This is a genomic window from Collinsella aerofaciens ATCC 25986 (genome assembly GCF_964259375.1).
Lineage (GTDB): Bacteria > Actinomycetota > Coriobacteriia > Coriobacteriales > Coriobacteriaceae > Collinsella > Collinsella aerofaciens_BO.
This window is the reverse complement of record NZ_CAXVJM010000008.1, coordinates 1-26038: the sequence shown is the minus strand read 5'-3', so window position 1 is coordinate 26038 and position 26038 is coordinate 1. Positions and strand designations below refer to the sequence as shown.

Genomic DNA, 26038 nt, shown 5'->3' with positions numbered 1-26038 from the left:
ATTTAAGTACGTCCCCAATGAGTACCCAATGACTGCCCGTAGAATGAGAGTGGATAATCTCCCATTTTTGGCCTGTATGCAGGCTCAAAGTGGGAGATTATCCACTCTCGTCATTTGGGCGTCCAAAAATCCTCGCTCGTTTGGCACCTGGGGACGCTCCTTGCCGAATATGGTGGCTGCCGAATGTAGGCGCTGTCCTTGCTACGCCACGGTTACGGCAACCTGGGCGTAGCGGCTGCAGGGGCGCTCGGCGCGCGTCTGCACGGTAAGGGTAAGCACGAGGCGGTCGCCGGGCTGCGCGTCGACGGGCACGATAAAAGCGGTGCTCACCGTGCATTCCTGCCACAGCGAAAGATTCTGAGCGCCTGCATAGCTCGAAGGGTCCACGGCTACATCCCAATGTGCATCAAAGCCCTTGTCGTCGGGGTCGACGATGGTCGCTGCAAGGGTGACGCGCTCGCCTGCTGTAACGCTGCGGTCGGCCGTGACCTCGACAACATATGCCGGATGCGAGCAAGCTGCCGGATCATGGGCGCACCATTGCGCGCGGGCGGCAAAGTCTTCCTGATAGGCGCGCAGGTAGGGATTGGGGTTGTCGCCTGCGGGCGTGCCGATGGCGGCAAAGGCGGCGGGTGCGGCCGCATTGGGATGTCCATCAAGAAACATGCGGCCGAGCAGCGTGTCGAAGCCGCGGTCATCGATACCGCGCAGGCCAAACGGCAGCAGCGGAATATAGGTCATGCTGTCGCCTTCGGCCATAAAGTCGCCGCGCTCAAACTGTATCGCGGGCATGCCTTCTAGACCCCAATCCAGACGGGCATGCTTGCCAAACTGAAAGCGCTCGGGCTCGTTTTCGTAGACCTTACCATCGCCATAGAGCATATAGCGTGCCATGAGGGGGCCGTTGCCCTGCGCGAGATTCTGCTCGGGCCAGGGGGCCTTAAACAGCGGCAGCGTATCGGGCTGAGCCATCTTGGCGTCGACATAGCCGCCATACATATAGGGCACGCACCAAAAGATGAGATCGGGAAAAAGTTCGCGCCCATGGTCGAGCCAAGAATTGTCCTGCCCCACGCCATCGGCAACACCCATCACGCGCACCTTCTGATAGACGCGCTGCTGCACGGAAGGCCATTCGGGCATATCGCGATAGCGCTCGGCAATACTCATGAGCGCACGAACAATGGTATTCATACCGCCCCAACTGAGCAGCCAAAGCGTGCGCGGATCATCATCCAAGATCGCCTGAGCAATCACGCGCGAGCCCTCAGTCTCCTCACGCACATCGCCCTCAAAGGCAACATTACCCACGAACGTACGCTCAATCATTTGAGCCGGCGAAGGAAACGCCGGCTCACCAGCCGCGGCAGCATTCGCCTGCAACTGCGGCCAAGCCTGGGCATACTCATTGCTCCAGAGACTCTCAATCCAATGCTCAGGAAACGGCCGATACTCAAAAAGCTCCCCAGCCAGCGGATCAGGCTCATGAGGCACCACATCCCACTCATAAGAGCGACGTCCTTTAGTACGCCAATGCGGATTCACTTCACCGAGCGTATGGACGCCATCCCCAAGAAAGTGATACTGCGAAGCCGTATACACCACAGCCTGAACATCAAGCAAGTTGAGATACAGAGCCAAATGAACGAGCGAGTTCATATCATCGACTTCCATATCGGTAGTAACAATCACCCGAGTTAAATCGCGAGTCATAAGAAAGCTCCAACCAAAATCATTTCAGCCAGTTACGCGCAAGGCAAGACGGGACCCACGCCCTCATCGCCACCGACCCGGCGGCCCGCTAGAAGCGCTCGTCCAGGGTCTACAGCAACGTCAACGCAGCGGGGACCGGGGCTTAGTTTTGCAAACATTCCACAGGGGGCATGGGTCGGCGCAGCGCGAAGCGCAAAGCGCCGACCCATGCATGCCCGAGGACGTTTGCAAAACTAAGCCCCGGTCCCCGCGTCGGGAAAGGATTACCTGTCGACCCTGGCCGACCACTCCCAGCAGCCCACCGGCTCGCCGTCGATGAGTACGTTGCCCCCGTCGAAGTCTTGATAACACAGGTCGTTGAATTGGTGGATCCACACGCCATGGTTGAACGTCTTCTTGGGCGAGCCGTCGGCCTCGCGGTAGCGCCCGGTCAGGTCCTCGACATGGCTAAAGTAGGTGAGGTGCACGTTGGCTCCGGCGTCACGTAGGCGAGCCGTGAGCGGCAGCACGGTCTCCTGCGGTATCACGAGCTCATCGCCCTTGGAGTGCGTAAACCACAGCGGTGTCTTGGCAAGGGCAGCAACGTCCTCGTCCGTGGCGTTGTACCACGGCGCGCAGCAGGGAAGGCCCGCGGCGAAGAACTCGGGGTAGTCGGCGCACAGGCGCAGCGTCATAAAGCCGCCGTTGGAAAGGCCAGCGACCACGATGCGGTCGGTGTCGATGCGGTCGGCATGCTCGGCGACAAACTCGTCGATGAGCGCCTTAATGACGGGGGAGTAGATGCTCTGGTTGGAGTGGCCGAGCTGCTCAGTGCCGTTGTCCATCCAAAACGTGGGCGACTGCGGCACGAGAACCCAGGCAAAGCCGCCAAAGTAGCGTTGGATCTGCGCCTGGCTGATGGCCGTCACGCGGTTGCCGATATAAGCGCGCGTGGCGCCCTCGCCTTGCGTAGCGCCCTTGCCCTCGCCAGCGCCGTGCAGGTACACCACGAGCGGGGCCTTCTGGGGCACGACTGTCGTTTCGGGCGCGAAGGGGTTGAAGCAGGCGGAGTCCTCGGCCTTAAAGCTGGGCTCAAAGAAGCCGTACTCGAGCGCGATGCCGTTGACGGCGGTCTTTTGCGTGGCATTGCTCCAGCCCTTGAGCGCGGGACAGATGTCGCCGCGGCAGGTGTCAAAGACCAGGCCGCAGGTTGGATCGTCACCGTCATTGCCGGGAAGGGCCGCGAGCTGCGTGATGCGCAGCTGGTCGTCGAGCAAGCGCGAGCCCATCACGCTGCCCTCGATCTTCTTGGTCAGACGCTGCTCGGCGATCTCGAGCGCCACATGGGTGCCAAAGGCGAGCTTGCGTCCGCACTCATCGCACGGATAGGCGGCGAGGACGTCGACATAGCCTACGGAAGGTGCGGCGTGGTCGGCGCCGCGCTCTTTGCGCATCAGGATCTCGCCCGTGCGTTCATGGCGCTCTACATATATATGGAAGGTGCGCGCATCGATATCGTTGGCGCGAACGGTGCACGGCAGGTCGAGCACGACTTTGCTGATCCAGGGGCCAAAGTCTCCCAGCGTGGTGACGGTTGCGTAGGTGCACGATTTGAGTTCCATGAGCTGCCTCCTCTGCGCCGCGAGTGGTAAACATCAGCGGCAATACAACTTAAACATGTTTAGTTTAATGCAGAGCTACAGAACAGGCAGATGAACTCGGTAAACGGTCAAAATGAACACTCAACAAATTACTAAACATTCGTTTATCACCATTTAGCAGGGCTTTTGTTGATGGGTCAACAAAGAATAGAGGTGTTTACCAAATTAAAAGACCACGTAAATAGGCATTTAGCAGCAGAGCGTCAAATAGACAATCCCTTACCGTTCAAGTACGTTCACCCCCGATTTCCTACCGTTCACCGGACTGTAGACGGCAAAATTGCCATAAATTCGGCGCTCCGTGTAAACTAAAGCCCGTAAACGTTCAGTAAACACCTTGTTTACAAAAGCGTATCCAAGGGTCCGGCAACCGTAAGGGGTTATAGTCGCCGGGCCAAAGGCGTGCCTAAGCCCAAGGGGGCTGGCACACGAAGATATGGGGAGGGGTCCCATGGCAGTAGATAACAAGCAGATTGCCACCGATGTCCTCGAGCTCGTGGGCGGCGCGGAGAATGTTTCCGTCGCCACCAACTGCATGACGCGTCTGCGCCTGACGCTCAAGGACAACAATAAGGCCGACGTGGAGAAGATCAAGAAGGTCAAGGGTGTTCTGGGTTGCCAGTTCGCCGGCAGCCAGCTCCAGGTCATCATCGGCCAGAACGTGCCCAAGGTGCTCGCCGAGTTCGTCGCCATCTCCGGCGTCAAGCAGGGTGCCGCGGTTGACGAGAACCTCGACGCTCCCAAGGAGAAGTTCGAGATCAAGAACCTGCCCAACATCATCCTTGACTATCTGTCGGGCTCCATGACCCAGCTGATCCCGCTGCTCATGGCCGGCGGTCTGTTCCGCACCATCGCGGCTATCCTCGGCCCCACCATGCTCGGTTTCCTCTCCGACACCGACCCGACCTACACGTTCCTCTACACCACGCTGTATGAGGCAACGTTCACGTTTATCCCCATCTACCTGGGTTATGCCGCAGCTAAGAAGCTCGGCGCAAGCCCCGTGCTCGGCATGCTCCTCGGTGGCGCCCTCATGGCCCCGTCCGTTGTGAGCGTTGCGACCCAGGAGGGTGGCGGCATCATCTCGGTCTACGGCATCCAGATCGCCGCGGCCAACTACCAGCAGTCCGTCCTGCCGATCATCCTTTCGGTGCCGGTCCTCTACTTCATCGAGAAGTTCTTTAAGAAGGTCATGCCCGACGTGCTCTCCACGGTCTTCACGCCGTTCTGCACCATGATCGTCACGATCCCCATCGCCTTCATCGTCCTCGCCCCGATCGGCAACGAGCTCGGTAACCTCATCGCCAACGCCCTGTTTGGTCTTGCTGATCTTGGCGGCATCGGCGTCCTCGTCGTCATGGCCGTCCTCGGCGCTTTCTGGCAGCTCTTCGTGGTCTGCGGTATGCACATGCCCGTCATCCTGCTCGCTCAGGTTCAGATCATCGCTGCTGGCTACGATCCCTTCGTCTTCGTTTCCACCAACTGCGCTATGGCCGCTGTCTGGGGCTGCGCCTTCGGTGCCTTCCTCAAGATGAAGAACCCCGACGAGAAGTCCCTTGCCCTGGGTTACGTCATCTCCGCCATCGCCGGCGGCGTCACCGAGCCCGCGCTCTTCGGTATCCTCATGCGCTTCCGTCGCACCATGTTCGGTATGTTCATCGGCGGTGCTATCGGCGCTGTGTTCTCCGGCATCATGGGTGTTACCTACTACCTGGCCGGCGGTGCTGCCAGCTTCCTGGTCTTCACCAACTATCTGCAGGGTGGCCAGATGAACACCGTCTGGGCTATCGTTGGTATGGCAATCTCCTTTGTCATCGCCGCTGCCGTCGTCTATGTCTCCGGCTTCTCCAAGGAGGAGCTTGCCGAGATGGAGGCCTAAGGCCAAACCATTCGGTCACATACGACCTTACCTACACGACAGGGCCCCGTCAGGCGCAAGCCCGGCGGGGCCCTTCTTACAAGGTAGACTGATTGGGGGCGCGTGGCGCCTACTCGCCGGGGCTTGCTAAGCGCTAGGGGCTTTCGCGCGGGGTTACCGCGAAAGAATCTGCCGGTTCGCAACTCCTTTATCAAACGAAAGGACATGCAGATGAGTTTGGGAAAGCTGACCGTTAACGGTCGCCAGGATGGCTTTTTGTGCGAGGGCAAACCGTTCTTTTGGTTTGCCGATACGTGCTGGAGCGCGTTTACGAGCATTGCCGAGGCCGATTGGGACTACTATCTGACCCGTCGCGCCGAGCAGGGCATGAACGTGCTGCAGATCAACACGCTGCCGCAGTGGGATCGCTGCTGCCCCGATCTGGGTATTTGGCCCTATGCCAGCGAGGACGGCGTGCATTTTGATTGGTCCCGCCCCAACCAGGCGTACTGGGACCGCGCTGCTGCCATGTGCCACGCTGCCGTCGAGCACGGCATTCGTCCGGCACTCGTGCTCATGTGGTGCAACTACGTGCCCGGCACCTGGGGCGCCAAGATTGCCGAGCGTTGCGGCGCCGAGATTATGCCGCGTGAGGAGGTTCGTGCCCACGTTGCCCGCGTCATCGAGAACTTGGGCGAGTTTGACCCCGTCTACGTGGTGACGGGTGATACCGATTTTGCCGGCGACGAGGCGATTGCCTATTACGAGGACGCGCTCGACGAGGTCGTCAAGCGTGCGCCCGAGGCGCTGCGCACCATGCATATCAACCGCGGCAATCGCACCATTCCGGCGCAGTATCTGGACCGTCTGGACTTTTACATGTTCCAGCCCGGCCACAACTACGAGGGCCAGCCCGAGGCTTGGCACTTGCCGCAGGACTTTATCGCCAACTATCCCAAAAAGCCGATGGTCAACTCCGAGCCCTGCTACGAGCAGATGGGTGCGTCGCGCAACGTGTACTGGCGCTTTACCGCGCAGGATTGCCGCGCGAGCGTTTGGTCGTCGATTCTTGCCGGTGCCAGTGCCGGCGTGACCTACGGCGCACACGGCGTTTGGAACTGGCAGACGTCGCGCAGCCAGGGTTCGGTCCTGGGCGAGGGCTTTGATATGCCCTTCCGCTGGCAGGAGTGCCTGCAGTTTGCGGGCGTGTGGGACTTTGGCGCGATCGAGCATGTGCTTGCCGGCCTGGGTGCCACGGCTGCCGACGACGCGCTTGCCGTGGTTCCGGCGCAGGAGCTGCTCGACGACGCGCGCGAGGCCATTCGTGTGGCGCGCGTTGGCGATCGCGTCGTCACGTACCTGCCGCGCACCACGGCGCTCAAGTTTAAGCTCGACGGCGCGCGCGGCTGGACGGCGACGGCCCTCGACATGGAGGACAAGCGCATTGCCAAGCTGCCCGTGCGCGACAACGGCGACGGCACCGTGCGCGTGGCTCAGCATCCCTTTGAGCACGACGCTCTGCTCGTGGTTTCGCCGGCGCATTAAGGAAAACGGAATAACGCAAGAGAAAAGGCCCGGGTGGTAGCCCGGGCCTTTTTATATCAATACAGCCGTTGCGGTTGGTGATGGCGATTGCGTACTGCCGCTCTTAACGGTAGCCCTCCCAGAGGGGAAGGGGAAAGAGGATGTCCTCAAATTTAGACCACTCGGCGGGATAGTCGATCTCGTCGGGTCGCGCCACCCAACGGCCTTCCAATCCATACATCGCCGCCAGCGCGCACGAGATGGCTTCGGTGGCGTCGATTCCCTCGGGAACGCTCCAGTTAACATCGGGCTCGGGCTCGATAACACCGCGCGAGCGGTCGTTGAAATACTCGTGCAGGGGGCTCTCCGTGCTCATGGCCTCGGTATTGAGCATCTGGAAGAGCATGACGAGCTCGGGCTGGTTGTTGTTCTCCGCCACGAGCAGACGGCAGTATTCGGGAATCTTGGGGCTCTGGCCCTCAAATGCCCCGCCAGGATGAAAGAGGGAGAGATAGTCGTCTAAGGTTGAGCTGCGATCGTAATAGCGACGGATCACTTCGACCAAAAGCCCGTGCTTGCTGCCCACGTAGTGCAGCACGCCCGCCTGGGTGATGCCCACCTCGTCGGCTACCGCCTGGAGTGACATGCCGTTAAAGCCGCGCGCGTTGATAAGCCGCACGGCCGCCGAGACAATCTGGTCAAGGCGTTCCTGCGCCGCAGCGCTGCGTTTCTTTGCCGCGTGTGTGGGAGTTTTCTGAGTGTCCATATAAATCGCGCTGCCTTATTTAGGGCGGCTCGAGTATTGCCGCCAAATGCCTTTTGTATACCCCCATAGCTTACCTCAGCCGTTCAGCGGCTCAAAACAACCGTTTACCGCTCTTATAGCTTACTAAGTACTTAGTAAGCGTACTATACAGGTCATGGAAGTTACTTACTAGTTAGTAAGTAACAACCCAACAGACGCTCGCGCGCGGCCGTACCCCATTCCACGGCCGCCGCATCCAGCGGGTTTGACCCCTTGACCCTTGGTGCACGGGCGCCCTCGCGCATTCCATCAGAGAGAGGATCTATCCCATGGCAAATCAAACCGCCGCAGCGATTGACGAGAACGCCATCGCCCCCGACACCGGAAAGCCCATGACCAAAACCGAGACATGGCGCTTTATGATCGGTTTTATTATCTTTGGCGTTATGTGGATGATGTCGGGCACGATCGGCTCCAACGTCTTGTTCCCCGAGCGTTTTAACGGCCTTAATATTGGTCAGCCCGAGGCAATTCTCGCGGCGATGAACTCGGTCGGTTCAATCTTCGCCCTGTTCTCAAATCTCGTTTTCGGCGCGCTTTCCGACCACTGCCACAGCCGCTTTGGCAAGCGCACACCGTTTATCGTTCTCGGCGGTTTTATCTGCGGCTGTGCTTTCTGGAGCACTTCGGTCGCGACCACACTTCCCATGATCGTCGCCTCCTGGTGCGTGCTGCAGATTGGCCTCAACTGCATGCTTGCCCCTGCTGTTGCCGTGCTTTCCGACCGCATTCCGCTTAACAAGCGCGGCACGCTCTCCGCATTCTATGGCGGCGGTGCAACGGCTGGCCAGTCGATTGGCACCATCATCGGTACGCAGTTCCTCTCCAACCCAGTTCCTGGCTTTATCATCGGCACGGTCTCTTGGCTGCTGACCGGCATCCTCGCCGTCATCATTTGGCCGCGCGAGAAGTCTGCCGCTCTTGACGAGGGCGAGCAGTCCGAGAAGCTCAATCTCAAGTCGCTGCTGCTCATGTTCGTTCCGCCCACCAAGAACTGCCGCGACTTTTATCTGGCGCTCTTTGGCCGCCTGCTCCTCATCTTCGGTTACTTCTGCATCAACGGATATCAGCTCTACATCCTCGAGAAGTACATCGGTCTTCCCGTGGCAGAAGCCGGCGCCGTCCTCTCCTCCATGTCCGTCGTGATCATGGTCGTGTCGCTTGTCGCCTCGCTTACCTCGGGCGCTATCTCCGACAAGATCGGCCGCCGCAAGCCCATCATCCTCGTCGCAACGATCATGATGTGCATCGGCATCGCTCTGCCCTGGCTGCTTAAGTCCGTTATCGGCATGTACGGATTCGCGCTGCTGGCCGGACTTGGTTATGGTATCTACTCTTCCGTCGACCAGGCACTCAATGTCGATGTTCTGCCCGATAAGGAGAACGCCGGCAAGGACCTGGGCATCCTCAACATCGCCAACACCATCGGCCAGATCCTTGGCCCCATCGTGACCTCGGCAATCGTTGTCGCCACCGGCTCCTATTTCATGGCGTTCCCGATCTCCATCGTGCTCATCGCCGTGGACTATGTGTTCATCATGCTCATCAAGAACGCCAAGTAATCCGTCGCTCTCTTTCCTTCCGTCGGGCAGCGTTCGCGTTGCCCGACGGACTCCGACTATTCAATCGCTTAACTTGGAGGCGTTATTATGACCACCGTCGAGCAGTACAAGGTGTTTAAACTCGAGCTCACGGGCACCGCGGCCGGCAATCCCTATGTCGAGGTCGAGCTGTCGGCACGGTTCGCCCGCGCAGATGGCCAGGACAGCTTTGAGGTCCATGGCTTCTACAAGGGCAATGGCTGCTACCGAATTAACTTTATGCCCGAGAGCGCCGGCGTCTGGAACTACGCGGTGAGTTCCAACGACCCCGAGCTCGATGGTACCGCCGGCTCTTTTGAGGCCGTGCCTGCTACGGGCGACAACCATGGTCGTGTGCTGCTGGCAAAAGACGTGCTTGCCCACGACGCTCCGTTCATTACCGACGAGGATTCCAACTTTGCCTACGAGGATGGAACGCGCTACCTGCCCTTTGGCACCACTTGCTATGCCTGGACCAACCAGGATACGGCCTTGCAGGAGCAGACGCTCGAGACGCTCGCCACCTCTCCGTTCAACAAGATCCGCATGTGTGTCTTTCCCAAGTTCTACGACTATAACGTTGAGGACCCGGCGATGTATGCCTACGAGGGCGAGAAGGGCGATTTCGACCATTACCGCTTCTATGAGCCGTTTTGGGAGAACCTTGAGCACCGCATCGAGCAGCTCGACGAGCTGGGCATCCAGGCGGACCTCATCGTTTTGCATCCGTACGACAAGCCCGAGGACTGGGGCTTCTCTCGTATGACGCGCGAGGAGGATGTTTTCTACCTGACGTATGTCGCCCGCCGCTTCTCGGCATACAAGAACATCTGGTGGAGCCTTGCCAACGAGTGGGATCTTATGCCGTGGAAGCCGGCCGAGGACTGGGATCGCTATGCCCGCATCATCATGGCGAACGACCCGTATGGTCATCTGCGCAGCATCCACAATTGCCGTGAGATCTTTGACCACAGCCATCCGTGGATTACGCATGTGAGCTACCAGAGGTGCGACCTTAAGAACACGGCCGAGGACGTTACCACGCTGCGCGCGCAGTATAACAAGCCGGTTTTGATCGACGAGGTCGGCTATGAGGGCAACATCAACTGGGGTTGGGGCAACCTGACCGCTCAGGAGCTCGTGCGTCGTTTCTGGGAGGGCAGTTTACGTGGCGGTTATGTGACCCACGGTGAGACCTACGTCGACCGCGGACCCAAGCTGTGGTGGGCGCACGGCGGCAAGCTCTACGGCGACTCGCCCGAGCGCATTGGCTTTTGCCGTCGCTACATGGAGGCGCTGCCGGCCGATTTTGACTGGGCGCCCGATGAGGTCGGTATCCTTGACGGTACGTTTACCTGGGATGTCACCTGCATGTCCAACGACCATGGCCGCGGGACTGCCGATGTCCTTATGTACTTTGGATTCAACCGTCCGGCGTATCGTGAGTTTGAGGGCGAGTCGGGCGCTCGATACAAGGTGAGTGTCGTGGACACATGGGGCATGACGGAGGAGGAGCTTCCCGGAACCTTTGAGGGCAAGTTCCGCATCGATCTCCCAAGTAAGCAGTATATGATGCTTCGCCTGACCAAATTAGAGGCGTAAAACAGAGATAATCGGCTCCGGGCGTGACTTGCTGCACGACCATCGCAGGGGGGGTAGCCCCTGTGATGGTCGCGGCGATGCGCGTCCGGAGCTACGCTTGTAAGGAGTGAACATGCAGGAGTTTTTTGGAATCGATGTGGGCGGTACGGCCGTTAAATGGGCTGTGCTGGGCGAGGATTTTTCCATCCGCGAGCGCGGAAGCCTGCCGACGGGCTTTACCACGGCTGATGAGACGGTCGCGGCGCTGATCTCGCTCGTCGAGCCGTATCGCGAGCGCGTGAGCGCCGTGGGCGTGAGTGCGCCCGGCGGCATCTACGAGGGAGATGTCACAGGAACGATCCATCGCGGTGGTGCGCTCGCGTTTATGGATGGCTGTCCGCTCGGAAAGCTTATGCGCGAGGCTCTGGGGGTGCCGATTGCCGTCAATAACGACGGTAAGTGCTGTGCACTCGGTGAGTATGCGGCTGGCGCTCTGCGCGGGACGCGTTTTGGCGTGGTGCTCGCTGTCGGCACAGGTATCGGTGGCGGCATCGTTATCGACGGCAAGGTCTTGCGCGGCGCGCATTGCTTTGCGGGCGAGTTTAGCTTCTTGCGCAACGATGTCACGACTGCTGCGAGCATGGAAAACTCCTTTGCGGGTTCGGGCGGTTGGCGTGCGCTCCGCGATGCCGCCGTTGCCGAGAAGGGCCTGCCTGCGGATTCTCCGGTGGACGGCCGCCGCGTCTTTGAGTGGATCGCGGATGGCGACATGGCGGCGCAGCGCGCGCTCGACCGCTACGCTCGCGCATTTGACGGACAGCTCATCAACCTGCAGGCCGTGCTCGACCCCGAGGTCTTTGTGATCGCAGGCGGCATCTCGTGCCATCCCGAGCTCGTCGATGCCCTGCGTGCGCAGATGCCGCTGGCCCTCTCGAGTTACGAAGGGACCCTTGCCGGCATTCCTGTGCCGCAGATAAAGGCGGCCGAGCTCGGCAACGACGCCAACCTTTACGGTGCTGTCCAGGAGGCCATGCGCCTGGTGTAGCGCATTGGACATAGTCATTGGGGACGTTCTTGTTTGACTAGTCGTTTAAGAACGTCCCCAATGACTACCCACAGAATGAGAGTGGATAATCTCCCGTTTTTGGCCTGCATGCGGGCTCAAAGTGGGAGATTATCCGCTCTCGTCATTTGATTGGCACTTGCGGCACTTGCACTCATTGGGGACGTACTTAAATGAGTGGCAGTTGGGGACACTCCTTGCCGAGCTGCAAGCCGTGCGCGCCCCTTCTGGGCCTTGCGGCTCAAAATCGCGGCGTCATGCGGACGGCTGGGGTCGAATTTACAGTATTTCGAGCTCGGCTTCGATATTGAGATTGGTTCTTTATTAAAATGGTGTTCCGGACAACAAGCGGGTGGGGGTTACCATGAGGGACCTGGGAGACACAACCGCATATTTGCGCCGGGGCATGCGGGAGATTCTGTGCCTGGCGCTATTCTTTTTCACGTTTTTGGCCGGCGAGTACTTCTTTGACGTACGCGTGGCCGAGTTTGTGCCAGCGAACGAGGTTGTTGTCTACGAGAGCATCGTCGTCGGCGCGAGCGTGATTGGCTATTTTGTGCGTCCTCTCCTGTACTATCGCTGTCCCCAGGCAATCGATGCAACGAGCGATATGACGGGCGTGCTGCTGGTGTCGGCATTGCTGCTGCTGATTATGGCGGCGCAGTTTCAGGTCGTGATTGCGGGCGGCTTGGTGGCGTGCTGCGCTCTGGGCTACTGCGGATCGACCGCCCATGCTAATCTGGCGCGGCGTTTTGCGCAGACGCCTTGTCTGGCACGTGCCGTGGCGGTTTCTTATGCTGCGGGCATTTTGGTACAGGTGCTCAACCATATGGTGATGCCTGCGGGCATTCCTCAACAGTTTGTTCTGGTCGCCTGTGCGATTGCGCTGGTTGGGCTGCTTCACGGTACCCGCCGAGCTAAATTGCGTGATGAGTCTGCGCCCGAGTTCGAAGCTGAGATTGCCGAGCTATCGGTCGATGCGTCGGAGCATGGCGCCAAGTGGCGCGATAATCCCGAGGCAAAGGCGGCCTTCCAAGGTGCCGTAGTGCGCTTGACGGTGGCGACCGCCTGTCTTACCGGCGTATTCGCGGCTCTCAACGCCGGTCTTACGACCTCGCATGCCGCCGGCGCCATCGATTTGGGCGACTGGCCGCGCTTGCTGCTGGTCGTGAGCGCGCTTGCCGCCGGCGCCCTGTATGACCTGCGAGGACGCTCGTATATGAATATCATCATAACGTGCGCCGCCATGCTGTCCACGCTCTCGTTCTTCGTGCTTATCACCGATGGCAACGGCGGTAATGCGCTCGCCGCCACGATTATCTTTTACCTGGGCACGGGCTTTTTCGTGGTGTTCTTCACCGCGAAGTTCGCCGCGATTTCGATGTATGCGCGCTGGTCGTATCTGTGGCCGTGCATGGGCCGCGTCATCAACAACATTTGCTCAATGCTTGTGACGGCGCCGGCGGTGGCGATCATCTCGAGCCAAAACGTGCTAATGGCGGTGGGTGTCGTACTCGTGCTGTTTGTCGGCATTGCGATCTCGCTGCTGGGACAGTTTGGACAAGGCGTTGAGGACGAAGCGGATCACAGGGGGCTGGCGTTTGCCACCGACGATCTTGGCAAGAGCCGTGCGCCCGATCAGACCGACGCGGTGCCCCCGGAGACGCCGGAGCTTTCGTTTGACGATCGACTCGACGGCTTTGTAGCCGCCTTTGGACTCACCAAGCGCGAGCGCGATGTGCTGGAGGCGTTGGTCGTTTCGGACGACAGCGTGCAGGACGTGGCGGCGGCGCTCCTCCTTTCGCGTTCTACGCTCTACCGCCACATCGCCTCGATCAACAAAAAGACCGGTGCCGCCTCGCGCGTGGCCCTCATCAACTTCTTCTGGTCCTGGACGCCCCAAGACTAGCCAACCACCACAAAGGGGACGGGCACCTTTGTGGTGGTTTTTTACCTGCAAAAATATGAATATGAGACATTTGTCACCTGCCGTTTTGGCGCTCAAAGGCATATGAATGTGATGTTGAGCGAAGCAGAACGGAAGGGGTGCGTCTATGGCGTCTCAGGGTTGCGCGTCTAATAAAATTGCGGGCGCGCTTATCGCCGTGGTTGTTGTTGCCGCGGCGGTGACACTCATGCGAGCTTACGGCGCCGGCGCCCATGGCGCTCAGGGAAAGACTGCCGCACAAGCATCGCTCAACGATTGCGCCGCCGTTCCGGTGGCGGTCAAGCTTATCGAGGACGGGGAGGCGCGGACGGTCTATGAGACCGACGATGCCGAACTGGTCGCATCGACTTTTGCTGCGCTCGATGGCTGCACCGTGGGGGATGCGGTGGATGAGCGGACGAGCGATGCCGGCCGAACGCTCGTCTTTGTCTATACGGATGGCTCGGAGCAATCGGTGGAACTTGAGGGCAAAAACATCGTGCTCGATAAGACGGCGTACCGACTTAACGGTGCCGATGAGTTATGGCGGCAGCTTGCCGCGATCAAAAACAGCTAACGAAATTAGGGGTGTACGGGATGAGTGAGTTGAGATTCTGCCCAGCGTGTGGGGCGCAGCTGCCTCGGGTCGCCGGCGTGCCGGTACGATTTTGCCCGGGATGCGGCGTCCGACTTGAGGGCGTTGTGGGCTACTCGGGCGCCGTGGGGCCTACAGATGGGGCGACTGCCGATGACGATGCGGACGAAGGCGCCGACTCGAGCGTGGACGCGCCGGCCGATGCGCTGGTAGAGGCTGTCGGCGTCGCGTCGTCGTCTCGTGACGCGGCCACGACGGATGCGCCTCACATCGGTGACCTTGAGCTTCATACCGCATGCGATACCTCTGGCGGCCAGGCACTCGCGCAGGTGGTGCTGCCGCGGGGCTGGCATATCGAAGAGGCGCATCTTGAGCGCAGCGGCAGTTTCGACTGCCCGATTTCGGTTGGCGTGACGGCGGCGGGTCCGATGGGTGAGCGGATTATGTACCGCTCCGAGCTCTGCTACGTGGATGCGGGCGCCGTTGCCAAGCGTATCCCCACGCAAACCGAACGCAAGGTGTTTGTGCACGTGGAGGCAGCTTGCGACGAGCTGGCTCAGGCCTGTGCGGCACGGCTGGGTGCGCGGGCAGAGGTTGTTGCCGAGCAACCGTACCCATCGAGCGCGGAGGTCGATATCGAGCGCGAGCGTGCCCGCGTAAAGCGCGAGGCGGCAAACGACTTTGCGATCCAGGGCTTTTCGATGGAGCCGAGCGATGTGATCTATGAGTGCCGCATGCGTAGATATCGGCTCGCGAGCGCCCCAGTGCCCACCGAGCTTGCGGTGGCCGCCAAAGTCGAGGGGTATGTGGCCTCGATTGGCGGAGTCGCGGGCTCTATGGGTAAAGGCATTGCCGCCGGGGCCGAGGCGCTGCTGGGCGCGGGCCTTTCGAGCGGGCTCATCGGCGGCGTTCTGGGCAAGCGCCTGCGCGAGCGCCATGCGGCGGCAGCGGCGGGGCAGAGCGTCGTGCAAGAGCAGGCTACGGATCAAGGCGATTGCCCAGACGAGGCACCATTTAAGCTGGGGGCGGTCGACCTGTTGCAGTGGCGTATCAGGGACAGCTTCTGCTTGGTTGCGCCAGAGGGCCGTCTGGACGAGGCGGCCTCTACGGCGCTTGCCTCAATGGCATCGACCCTGCGGCTCAACCCGGAGCTTGCGCGCGAGGCGAGCGCTCAAAAGCAGCAGATGGTGCTCGAGCAACGCCAGCGCACGCAGATGAATATCGCCCAGCAGCAACAGCAGTTTGCAGCCTGGCAGCAGATGCATGCTTCGCAGCAAGCGGCGTTCGACAGTTACCAACAGGCATGGTTCGATCGCAGCGATCGTCAGCACGCCGCGAACATGGCCGCCAGCGCAGCCAGTTTCTCCAGCGCGGGCGTAGGCACGGGCGCGGCCTCGTATTCCGATGCCATTCGCGGAGTCAACCATTACACCAGGCCCGATGGCACCGATGTCGAGGTTTCGGTGATGGCAGACCAGGCTTGGGTGAACGGCTCGGGCGATGTGATCGGCACGCGCGATGGCTTTGAGCCCGGTTTTGGCTGGACGGAACTGCCTCGTCAATAGCGTGAGCGGGCTATGTCTGAATCGATGCCGGGCGTGTTTCTCGGCATTGTGATAAAGAACGGGAAAGGAACAACGATGAGGGAGACGGTTATTTCGCGCACGGCGTTTGTCGTGGCGGCGGGAACGGCGCTGCTGACGCTTGCGGGGTGCGGTGGACAGCAGGCGCAGGATACGACGGGTTTTAACGACGACCGCCCGGTAAAGGACAAGATGGTCGCGGGCTCGTCATCGGGCGATTCCGGTGATGCGGGCGGCAGCTCGGATGCGGACGGCAGCTCGACGGATGCGTTCGATACGTGGTCGGATGACTGCTGGGATGCGCACCGCAACATCAGCATCGCGGCATTGCTCGAGCTTAAGGGCTGGCAGTTGCAGGAATTTGCGTCGCAACAGGGCTATACCTGGCAAGATGCGCTCGAGATGTACGAGAACGAGGCAGGCCGCGTACTCAGCGTCTGCAATATCAGCAAGGACGGCGCGACCGAATGGCTCGGCGAGGACGAAATCGGAAAGCTCGACAAGGGCGGCACCGGAAGCACCGTGATGTACACGCTGCAGCTTTCGGGCTATTCGAGCTGCGAGGATGTTATCGCGGGCTTTTCCGTGCCGGTTGAGGACCGAGCGCAGATCACCTCGGGCTCGTGGATTGCGTGCGTTTACGGTTCCAATATGGCGCGTCACGTTGCCATGGTGAGCCCGATGGAAAACGGCGACTACCGCCTGGATCTCATTACCGAGGAGGCTATCAAGATCGGTACGTTTACCCAGGGCGGCGGTGCCCCCACGATTGACGAATTTTGGCAGGAGAAGACCGGGCGCGCGCTCGGCTAAGCGCGACGCGACCGACATCACAGCGAGGGATGAACATGATGAATGAGATGACGATGAGCCGCGCGGCCTTTGTGGCGGGCGCGGGCGCGGCGGCTTGCACGCTGGCTGGCTGCTCGGGCGGCGCGGGCGGCGCCAAGGCGGCGAGCACGGCGGACGCCGCCTGCGTGGACGACAATGCCAACGTGACGGTCTATGCCGCAATCAACCTGGGCGGTGCCGATCTGGTGCGCCTGCTCAAACATCAAAATTATGAGTGGCAAGGCGAGAACGTGGGCTACGGCGCCGTCGATGACGCGGGATTTTTCGCCTTTACCTTTTCCAAGGTTTCGGACGATGTGGACGAACTTGCAAATAGCGCGATACCGCTTTCGGAGTCCGAGTACGAGGAGCTTGAACCGGGCGGCGGAGACGATAGCGTGGCGATCTTGCTTTCGGTGGCCGGTTATACGACGGGCGACCGCGCGCTTGCCGGCGCAATTGGCGATGCAGCGATGGTGCAGGAGAAGTGTACGGTTGACGATTCCGCGTATTGGCTGGTCAGGGCACTCGACGGCAGCCGCTATGTGATTTCGGCCTACGACACCGAAGACGATGGCGACAGCGCTCATGACATCTATATCTACAACGAGGCTTTTATTCGCACCGGCTACCTGAGCGGCGGCGACCAGATCGATATCGATGAGCTCTGGAGCCGCCTGGCCAACGCATCATAGCGCACCAAAACCACCACAAAGGGGACAGGCACCTTTGTGGTGGTTTTGCCTTAGGGCTGTCTGCTACAGCAGCTCGCCGTGGCGGGCGATGTAGCGGCGCTTGGCCAGCTGGGTGAGCGCGATATAGGCGGCGACGATGCCGATGAGCAGCGCGAAAAAGCTCGTCGGCAGCGGCATGAGGCCCAACGCGTCGGCGATGGGGCTTGCCGGCAGCCAAGTGACGAGCGCCAGGCCCAGCACGGTGAGGACGCACAGCGCGGGCGCGGCGTGGTCGCGCGGGCTCGGCAGGCGCGGGGAGCGCAGCATGTGGATCACGAGCGTCTGCGACCACATGGACTCAACGAACCAGCCGCTCTGGAAGCGCGCCGTAAAGGCCGCCATGCCTTCGACGTTGCCCGCGGTGGCAAGCTCGGTCCAGCTTGCGCCCACGGCGGCGGGGCACACCACAAAGAAGAGCGCCGCAAAGGTCACGATGTCAAACAGCGAGCTCACGGGGCCCAGCGCGAGCATAAAGCCCTTGATGGACGCGGCGTCCCAGGCGCGCGGGCGGGCAGTCCAGGCGTCGTCGACGGTGTCCCACGGCAGCGCGATGCATACGATCTCGTAGACGAGCGACAGCAGCACCAGCTGCAGGGCGCTCATGGGCAAAAACGGCAAGAACAGGCTCGCGACGGTCACGGAAAGCACGTTTCCAAAGTTGGAGCTCACCGTGGTCTTGAGGTACTTGAGCAGGTTGCCGTAGGTGCGGCGGCCTTCGATAATGCCGCGCTCGAGCACGCCCAGGTCCTTCTGGAGCAAGATGATATCGGCGGATTCCTTGGCGATGTCGACGGCGGAGTCGACCGAGATGCCGCAGTCGCTCGCGCGCATGGCGGCGGCGTCGTTGATGCCGTCGCCCATAAAGCCCACGGTGTGACCGAGCTGCTCGCGCATGACGCGCACCAGACGCGCCTTCTGCAGCGGCGAGAGCTTGGCGAAGAGGTGCGTCTCTTGGGCGCGCTCGGCAAGTTCGGCGTCGTCGAGCGCATCGATCTGGGAGCCCAGCAAGACGTTGCTCGCATCGATACCGATTTGCTCGCAGACGGTGGCGGCGACGCGATCGTTATCGCCGGTCAGGACCTTGACCGCTACGCCCTTGGCCTCGAGCGTGGCGACAGCGCCCGCGGCACTTGCTTTGGGCGGATCGAGGAAGGCCAAAAAGCCCATCAGTACCATGTCGCACTCGTCGGCGATGCCAAACTCGCCCACGCAGCGCGGATCGGTCTTCTGCGCCACGGCAATCACGCGCAGGCCCTCGGCATTGAGCCCGGTGACCTGCTTGCGAATCTGGGCGAGCTTCTCTTCGCTCAGCGGCTGGGCGACGCCTTCGACCTCAACAAAGGAGCAGATCTCGAGCATTTCCTCGGCAGCTCCCTTGGTAACCATCTGGGTTTTGCCCTGGGCATCGGCGACGACTACGCTCAGGCGACGGCGCGAGAAATCGAAGGGCACCTCGTCGACCTTGGTATAGCGCCCGCGCAGGCTCTCGCCCAGCATGGCATCGGGCGCGATGGCCGAGGGCGTCATGTCGGCACGATCGATGACGGCCAGGTCGATAAGGTTCTTGAGGCCGGTCTGGAAGAAGCTGTTCAAAAACGCATGGCGCAGCACGCGCGTGTCCTCGTTGCCGTCGGTGTTGAGATAGCGCTCGAGCACGATGCGGTCCTCGGTGAGGGTGCCGGTCTTGTCGCAGCACAGCACGTCCATGGCGCCGAGGTTTTGGATCGCAGGCAGCTCCTTGACGACGACCTGACGGCGGGCGAGGTCCTTGGCGCCCTGCGACAGGCTCGTGGTCACGATGACGGGAAGCATTTGCGGCGTGATGCCCACGGCCACGCTCGTGGCGAACAGCAGCGCATCGATGACGTTGCCCTTGGTGGCGGCGTTGATGGCAAAGACTGCCGGCGCCATGACGAGCATCAGGCGCACGAGCAGCATCGAGACGCTCGAGACGCCGCGGTCGAACGCGCTCTTCTCGCCGCGCCCGTTGAGCATCTTGGCGATGCCGCCCAGGTAGGTGTCCGAACCGGTGGCCACGACAAGCGCCATGGCGGTGCCGTTTTGCACGGAGGTGCCGGTAAAGACGATGTTCTTGCAGGCGGAGAGCGGCAGCGTGGAGCTGTCGGCGCCTTCGACGACGGTGGCGACGGCGGTCTTCTCGACGGCCTCGCTTTCGCCGGTGAGGGCGGACTCGATCACAAACAGGTCGCGTGCGGTGATGATGCGGGCATCGGCCGGCACCATGTCGCCGGCGGAGAGGCGGATCACGTCGCCGGGGACGAGCTCGTCGAAGGGTATCTCGATGCGCTCGCCGTCGCGCAGGGCGGTGCAGGTGTTGGAGACCAGGTCCTTGAGGGCCTCTGCCGCATTGCCGCTGCGTGCTTCCTGGATAAACTTCATGCCGCCCGATACCAGTAGCATGATGCCGATGACGATGACCGTGGAGGGGTCGCGCTGCGGCTCGGGCACGGCGAGCACGTCGATGTAGAGCGAGACCAGCGCGAGCGCGGCGAGGATGCCGGCGAAGGGGTCGATGAAGGCGTCGGCGATGCGGCGGGCAAGTGTCTTGGTCGGCGCCTCGATGGTGTTGGGACCGGCGCCGTCCAGGCGCTCGGCGGCCTGCCCGGCGGTGAGGCCGTCAGCCGTGGCGTCGAGCAGCAGGAGGGAGTCCTCGGCGCTATGGGTTGCGGCAAAGATGGTGTTCTTGGCAAGGCCGGCGTGAGCGGCAGGGCGCGCCGTGCGGCGGCGCTTGGAGATGACTTCGAGTACCGTGGCGGTTTTGAGCATCAGCATAGGGTCCTCCTTGTTAAAGGGAGTTAGCGTACGTGTCGTATTGAATTGCAAAAAACCTAGATGTCGCTCACGTCATGCTCGCGAACCACCACAAAGGGGACAGGCACCTTTGTGGTGGTTTTGGTGATCGACTGTTGGCGCTTATGCGTGCGCGGGGTCCTCGCGGCGTGCCGAGGGCGACATGCAGGTTTTTCGACTATGACTGCCTTCCATGGCACACCTCCTTAAGGCCGGGCGCAGCGCGCTTTGGGTATCTCGTACCCGTTTCAATCCGCCGGTATTTTTGACGAGGGGGTTTGCCGTGTCAACCCCATTGTTCGGAAAATCATCGCCCCTGACAAAGCCCTTACAGAGCGCCATGGCTTCAAAGCGCGCCCGCATCGACGTCCTGCCTGCGCTAAACTGTGAAGCACGTACGCGATTACGAGAGGAGCCCGCATGGAGGCTTACAAGCAAGAGTTCATCAAGTTTATGGTCGAGTCCGACGTTCTTAAGTTCGGCAGCTTTACGCTCAAGAGCGGCCGTCAGTCCCCGTTCTTTATGAACGCCGGCGCTTACGTGACGGGCTATCAGCTCAAGAAGCTGGGCGAGTACTACGCCCAGGCCATTCACGATAACTTTGGCGACGACTTTGACGTGCTGTTCGGGCCTGCCTACAAGGGCATTCCGCTGGCCGTCGTGACCGCGATTGCCTACCACGAGCTGTACGGCAAGGAGGTCAAGTACTGCTGCGACCGCAAGGAGGCCAAGGACCACGGTGCCGACAAGGGCAACCTGCTGGGCTACGAGCCCCAGGACGGCGACCGTGTGATCATGGTCGAGGACGTCACCACCAGCGGTAAGTCCATCGACGAGACCTATCCCAAGGTCAAGGCTGCTGCCGATGTCGAAATCAAGGGTCTCATCGTGTCCCTCAACCGCATGGAGGTCGGCAAGGGCGGCGTGACCACCGCACAGAAGGAGATCGAGGTCAAGTACGGTTTCCCTGTCGCGAGCATCGTCTCCATGGCCGAGGTCGTCGAGACCCTCTACAACCACGAGATTGACGGCAAGGTCGTCATCGACGACGAACTCAAGGCCGCCATCGACGCCTACTACGAGCAGTACGGAGTCCGTTAGTTACGCGGTTTTACCAAACCGCGTAACAGCTCGACGCTGCGCGGGCTGCATTTGGACAATCTGACGTTCAACTTCAAGGGCGCGACCAGAAGGTCAGCGCCCTTTCGCTTCACGTCACCTTGTCTCAAATGCGACCCGCTCGCTGTCCGTCCTCTGCCTGCGGCGTCATCTTGCTCCAAATGCGGCACTTGGGGACGTTCTTGTTTGACTAGTCGTTTAAGAACGTCCCCAATGACCAGTCTGAAATGAGAGTGGATAATCTCCCGTTTTTGGCTCGGTGACGGTCTCAAAGTGGGAGATTATCCACGCTCGTTAGGTTAGTGTCCGAAAACCCACGCTCGTCGCTACTTAAGCCCGGGCAGGCGGGTGTAGGGAAACAATCGCTCGAGGAACTCGGAGCAGCGGGCGTAATCTTTGGCAAAGTAGCTGCTATAGAGCGAATCGAGCACGTACTGCACGGCGATGTGGCTGGCAAACTGCGTGATACGGTGCGTCATGCTCTCGTGGTCGCTCACCATGAGATAGACGGCAAAGCCGGGGTGAATGCGGGCGCAGTATGGTGTGCCGATGACGATGACCGGGACATGCCGACTACTGAGGATCGGCAAGATTTCCTTGAAGTTGGGGGCAAGGCCGCTGTAGGAAATGACGATTGCCACATGGTCGGGGCCCGAGGTGAGCGCCGTGCGCACCTGGGCCTCGACGCCGCCGTAGCACGTCGCGCGCTTACCGGCGGAAAGCAGACGATCGTGGAACATTCCCGCTGGATAGAGGTTGTGCGAGCCCGTGTAGATGTCCACGGTGCCGGCGCGCATGACGAGCTTGGCGGCGTAGTCGAGCTGTACGGGGTCGAGCAGCTCCTGCGTTTCGGCCAAGGTAGTCTGGTAGAGCCTTTCCATGCGCTCCATCACCTGTGCAGGAGTGGAGGTGGCATCGAAGGGAAAGTTGATGTCCACGTCGCGCCGGTTACCCGTCTCGGCTGCCTGACGGATGAGCTCGACCTTGAGGTCTTTGAATCCCTCGAGGCCGAGCTTTTTGCAAAAACGGTGCACGCTCGCGACCGAAACATTGGTGCGTGCGGCAAATTCCTTAATAGAGAGCCCGCGGACGTCTTCGCCCATGGCAAGGGCCGAGATGCCGAGTTGTTGCTCGGTAGGGGTAAGGCCCTGTGCCTCGGAAATCTTGCGTTTGATATCCATGCGAACTCCCACACTCAACAAACCTGCCAAAAAAGGACAGGTTTATTTTGGCAGGTTTTGCCCGCAAAGGGTAACGGGACCGAGGATGCCGCTCGGGGCGACGGGTTCGGTGAGGGCGAAGATGTCGGGAATCGCATGATCGAGCGTGTTGATGACGTCGACGGTGAGTTCGTGCGTGCCGGCGGCAAGCGGGTCGATGGCAAAGCGATAGGGCGGACAGATGCGTGTGCCGAGTGGGTGTCCGTCGAGCGTAAGTGTCGCGACTTCGTAGACATCTCCCAGGTCGATCGTGGCATCGGCAAGGTCGTTCGCCAGCTCGAACAATGTGCGATAGCGGAACGTCCCGCATGCATCGGGGAATCGCTCGGCCGTGAGATCGCACAAGTGCTCGAGTTCCTGCGGGGCACCAAAGGTTCCGCTGCCGGCGGGGGAGAGGGCGACGGTCCAAGGTCCGTTGATGTCGAGGGCGAGCGCATCGCTCGAGCCCATGTCTGCGCCGTCTCCGGACTCAAACTCGCCGTCCGTCTCCAAGGCAACGAGGCAGCTCTCGAAGGGTGCGAGCTCAAGCGTTCCGTCAAACGCAACAGGATCGGTGCCGTTCAGCAGGTCGAGGCGCGTGCCACAAAGTCGCTCGCCCTGCGCGAGTTTAACTGTGCAGTCGATGCGCTCGTGCGGGTGTTCGTTGACCAGCATGACGTAGGTCTCGCCGGCGTGCTCGTAGCGAAGCACGCGCAACCAGGGCTGGGGCGTGTCGGTGACAACCGTCTGCAGCCCAACGCTCGCCAGCACGCCCGCCATATCGGCAAGCGGAGTCGCTGCAAGTTCACCCAGTTCAACCACGCCATCGGCGTCGTAAAGCGTGCTCGGCACCTCGTCGACGGCGAGGACCATAACGCTCGCCGCCATCATGCGCCTCACGGCCTGCGCCGTCGCCGAGCCAATAAATGAAGCTCCTGGCATAACAAACGCCTGGTAACGGCAATCGTTTATGGTAAGCATTCCATCGGCAATCGAAACCTCGTAACGGTCCTCATCCTCAAAAGCCTCGGCGGGCACAAAATCAAAGTCGATCTGCGCACGCGTGAGCTCGGCAGCCACGCGCTCGATAGGCATGGCGCTGCCGGCCCACTCGGCATCGGCGTGGTACAGGACGGCGACGGGACGCGTGGCGCTGCCTCCCGAAAGCAGCGTGGCAGTGCGGTTCATATAGCTCATGAGCTGGCCAAAGTGCGGCCATTGCGGATTGTTGCCGTGCGCGTAAAAGTGCGGCGGACAGTCCCGATCGGGGAAGGGCGCCATGCTAAACGCGTGCGGCGTAAACCAGTTAATACCGCGGACGAGCATGTGGTCGGCGATCCATTTCATCTCGCGCAGGCCCTCGTGCCAACCGAAGGCGCCAAAGACCTCGGCCATGCAGCGCCCCTGCTTTTTTGGGTCGAGGCGCGCGGCCGAAGAGCCCAGCTTGGCAAGTGCGTAGGTAAAGAACTCCATGTTCCACGCGCCGTGGAAGTAGCTGTAGCGCCCGTGGTCGACGCCAGGGACAAGCTGGTTGATGACAACGTCGATGCCCGCCATATCTTGTCCGGCGACCGCGCGGAAGTAGTGCCCGGCGCCCTGGCCCAGGCGCGTGTGGCAGCTTTTGTCCTCAATCACATGCCCGATGTGCATGACGCCGTGCTCGCGGCACCAGTCGCCAATCTGCTCGTCAAAGCATGCGCGGTAGAGTTGCGTGGCAATGTCCATGTAGGTGTGACGGACTCGGGCACCATCTGCCTCGCGCGTCCAAAGGCCGTGTAGCTTGGTGAGCCAGCTCGCGCCCAACGCCTCGTACAAACGGCGGGCAAGCTCGTCCGACCACGGCAGCGCCAGGTCGCCTCTTCCGATAAAGCTGCTGGTAGAGGCGTCATCGAGTGCCGTGCCCTTCTCGTTCATAAAGCCAGGCTCATCGGTAAAGAAGCCTAGGATGGTGTGGCCGAACTCGTCGCCCAGATGCACAAACGTGGGCTCGTAGACGGCGTCGATCAGCACACGGCACGAATCGGCGTCGACCATATTGATGTACTCATCGCGAAAGCCGGTCTTTTGGCTGGTGACGAAGAGCTCGACGGTGGTGATGCCGGCGGGCGCGTCAAAACGCAGGCGAGCGGGGGTGCCGTCGGCCTGCTCAACGGAGAGCTCAAGGTCGAGCGGTGCGCCGGCGGCGTCGAAAGTCGCCGCGCCCACAAAGCGCTCCGTGGGATCCATAAGATTGCCGAGCTTGATGACCGTGGACGGCTGGGGACCGACGACCGTAACCGTGCGATGTTTGAGCACGGTCTTCTTAAGCGCGGGGTCGACGTTCTCGCCCGCAAGCGCGCCGTTGGCGTAGCCCGTGGGGAAATGGGCGTCGTCGAGCAGCCAGATCTTCAACCCTAAGCGCTTGCACTCGCCGATGATAAAACGCAGGTCAGCCCACCAGCCGTTGCGACAAAACTCGGGATGCGTGCGCGATTCGAGGCAGACCTCGCGGATGTTCGCACCGGCGATCTGCTCCAGGTATTCGGTAATCGTCTCGTGCGCCTCGCCCTTGAGCCACAAGAACGGAAGCACATGGTTGTCGTATGCCGCCATATCCACTCCTCTAAAACCAACCTTTTAAATCGATTGAAGTCAGAGTACGCCGAGCGCGCCGTCCTGCTAATATCAAAACCACAGCAGAATATGACCGAATCAACGATTGTGATGCCATGGATCTTGCACGTTTAGACAGCCTTCTGCTCGAGCTGACCGACAGCGAGCGTGCTTACCACGCGGGCGCCCGCTATGACTGGAATGATGCGTTCAGCTGGGGTCATCAACAGAATATCAGTGAAAAACATAGGCTCTGTTAGACCAGGATTGACATACATGTGTCCCCACGGTGCCATATCGTTGACCCCATAGACCGCGATGATGGGGGCAGCATGAACGCCGAAGACCTGGTCCTCAACTTCAAGAAGGGCATGGCGAACCTCAGCAAGACCGAGCGCCGCCGCGCTATCGAGTCCGTCAGGGACGTGATCCGCGCGGCGGCGTTCGACGACGCGGCCGGCTCCGCCTACGAAATCGAACGCTGCCCGCGCTGCGGGTCCGCCGCGGTCGTGAAGAAGGGCAAATCGAAGAACGGCGAGCAGCGCTACCTCTGCCGGGGCTGCGGCAGGACCTTCGGCATGGGCAGCGAGCGCATCCTGGGGACGAGCAAGCTCCCGAAGGAGACCTGGATGGCCTACGCCGAGTGCTTCGCGCTCATGCTGCCCCTGCGCGAATGCGCGAGGCGCTGCCGCGTCTGCCTCAAGACCGCCTACACCATGCGCCACAGGCTGATCGAGTGCCTCTCGGCCTACTCCCCCTCGTTCAGGGTCGAGCGGGGCTGCGGCTGCGAGCTCGACGAGACCTACTTCCCCGAGTCGTTCAAGGGCAACCACGCGAAGGGGTCGTTCACGATGCCGCGCCCCTCCCGGCACCGCGGCAAGCA

The 26038-nt window shown here is 61.0% G+C and carries 19 protein-coding genes; 13 read left to right on the top strand and 6 right to left on the bottom strand.

Translation table 11 applies throughout. From position 1 onward, the window contains the following. Positions 1-201: 201 nt before the first annotated feature. Complete coding sequence (locus ACEXKH_RS04945) at positions 202-1713, bottom strand: nucleoside hydrolase-like domain-containing protein (RefSeq protein ID WP_373573294.1); 1512 nt, start codon at positions 1711-1713, stop codon at positions 202-204. Positions 1714-1976: 263 nt separating this feature from the next. Beyond that, entirely contained in the window at positions 1977-3314 is a 1338-nt protein-coding gene (locus ACEXKH_RS04940; protein WP_373573293.1) for a prolyl oligopeptidase family serine peptidase, read from the bottom strand. Between the two features lie 490 nt (positions 3315-3804). Between ACEXKH_RS04940 and ACEXKH_RS04935 the strand changes: the two genes are divergently transcribed. Continuing rightward, positions 3805-5232, top strand: a complete 1428-nt coding sequence (locus ACEXKH_RS04935) for a PTS transporter subunit EIIC (RefSeq protein ID WP_373573292.1) — start codon at positions 3805-3807, stop codon at positions 5230-5232. Between the two features lie 210 nt (positions 5233-5442). Then, on the top strand, positions 5443-6756 hold the full coding sequence (locus ACEXKH_RS04930; protein ID WP_373573291.1) for an apiosidase-like domain-containing protein: 1314 nt from the start codon (positions 5443-5445) through the stop codon (positions 6754-6756). 103 nt (positions 6757-6859) lie between these two features. Here ACEXKH_RS04930 and ACEXKH_RS04925 read toward each other — a convergent pair whose 3' ends face one another. Further along, a complete protein-coding gene (locus ACEXKH_RS04925; RefSeq protein WP_373573290.1) occupies positions 6860-7501 on the bottom strand; it encodes a TetR/AcrR family transcriptional regulator in 642 nt (213 codons plus the stop codon). A gap of 308 nt (positions 7502-7809) precedes the next feature. Between ACEXKH_RS04925 and ACEXKH_RS04920 the strand changes: the two genes are divergently transcribed. The 8 genes from ACEXKH_RS04920 to ACEXKH_RS04885 all read left to right on the top strand — a co-directional run bounded on the left by ACEXKH_RS04920 (position 7810) and on the right by ACEXKH_RS04885 (position 17395). After that, a complete protein-coding gene (locus tag ACEXKH_RS04920; protein ID WP_373573289.1) occupies positions 7810-9102 on the top strand; it encodes an MFS transporter in 1293 nt (430 codons plus the stop codon). An 87-nt stretch (positions 9103-9189) separates the two neighbouring features. Then, on the top strand, positions 9190-10722 hold the full coding sequence (locus tag ACEXKH_RS04915) for a DUF5605 domain-containing protein (protein ID WP_373573288.1): 1533 nt from the start codon (positions 9190-9192) through the stop codon (positions 10720-10722). 112 nt (positions 10723-10834) lie between these two features. Then, positions 10835-11746, top strand: coding sequence for an ROK family protein (locus ACEXKH_RS04910; protein ID WP_373573287.1), 912 nt, complete (start codon positions 10835-10837; stop codon positions 11744-11746). Between the two features lie 382 nt (positions 11747-12128). Then, complete coding sequence (locus tag ACEXKH_RS04905; protein WP_373573286.1) at positions 12129-13673, top strand: helix-turn-helix transcriptional regulator; 1545 nt, start codon at positions 12129-12131, stop codon at positions 13671-13673. Between the two features lie 145 nt (positions 13674-13818). Continuing rightward, a complete protein-coding gene (locus ACEXKH_RS04900) occupies positions 13819-14268 on the top strand; it encodes a hypothetical protein (protein ID WP_373573285.1) in 450 nt (149 codons plus the stop codon). Between the two features lie 20 nt (positions 14269-14288). Continuing rightward, the gene (locus ACEXKH_RS04895) at positions 14289-15851 is read left to right on the top strand and encodes a hypothetical protein (RefSeq protein WP_373573284.1); all 1563 of its coding nucleotides are present in this window, start codon (positions 14289-14291) and stop codon (positions 15849-15851) included. Positions 15852-15926: 75 nt separating this feature from the next. Next, on the top strand, positions 15927-16682 hold the full coding sequence (locus tag ACEXKH_RS04890) for a hypothetical protein (protein ID WP_373573283.1): 756 nt from the start codon (positions 15927-15929) through the stop codon (positions 16680-16682). 38 nt (positions 16683-16720) lie between these two features. Continuing rightward, positions 16721-17395 carry a hypothetical protein gene (locus ACEXKH_RS04885; protein ID WP_373573282.1) on the top strand — a complete coding sequence of 225 codons (675 nt, stop codon included), beginning with the start codon at positions 16721-16723 and terminating at the stop codon, positions 17393-17395. Between the two features lie 63 nt (positions 17396-17458). On the opposite strand, the gene mgtA is transcribed toward ACEXKH_RS04885, so the two are convergent. Continuing rightward, positions 17459-20227, bottom strand: coding sequence for a magnesium-translocating P-type ATPase (mgtA, locus tag ACEXKH_RS04880; protein ID WP_373573281.1), 2769 nt, complete (start codon positions 20225-20227; stop codon positions 17459-17461). A 438-nt stretch (positions 20228-20665) separates the two neighbouring features. Here mgtA and pyrE point away from each other — a divergent pair, with 438 nt between their 5' ends. Next, a complete protein-coding gene (gene pyrE / locus ACEXKH_RS04875; RefSeq protein WP_373573280.1) occupies positions 20666-21346 on the top strand; it encodes an orotate phosphoribosyltransferase in 681 nt (226 codons plus the stop codon). 344 nt (positions 21347-21690) lie between these two features. Here pyrE and ACEXKH_RS04870 read toward each other — a convergent pair whose 3' ends face one another. Together ACEXKH_RS04870 and ACEXKH_RS04865 are read right to left on the bottom strand one after the other, a co-directional pair. Continuing rightward, the gene (locus ACEXKH_RS04870) at positions 21691-22545 is read right to left on the bottom strand and encodes a MurR/RpiR family transcriptional regulator (RefSeq protein WP_373573279.1); all 855 of its coding nucleotides are present in this window, start codon (positions 22543-22545) and stop codon (positions 21691-21693) included. Positions 22546-22587: 42 nt separating this feature from the next. After that, positions 22588-25155, bottom strand: coding sequence for a hypothetical protein (locus ACEXKH_RS04865; protein ID WP_373573278.1), 2568 nt, complete (start codon positions 25153-25155; stop codon positions 22588-22590). Positions 25156-25271: 116 nt separating this feature from the next. Between ACEXKH_RS04865 and ACEXKH_RS04860 the strand changes: the two genes are divergently transcribed. Both ACEXKH_RS04860 and ACEXKH_RS04855 read left to right on the top strand, forming a co-directional pair. Further along, a complete protein-coding gene (locus ACEXKH_RS04860; protein WP_373573277.1) occupies positions 25272-25415 on the top strand; it encodes a hypothetical protein in 144 nt (47 codons plus the stop codon). A gap of 72 nt (positions 25416-25487) precedes the next feature. Beyond that, the coding region (locus ACEXKH_RS04855) for an IS1/IS1595 family N-terminal zinc-binding domain-containing protein (RefSeq protein ID WP_373573276.1) at positions 25488-26038 on the top strand (551 nt) is incomplete at its 3' end.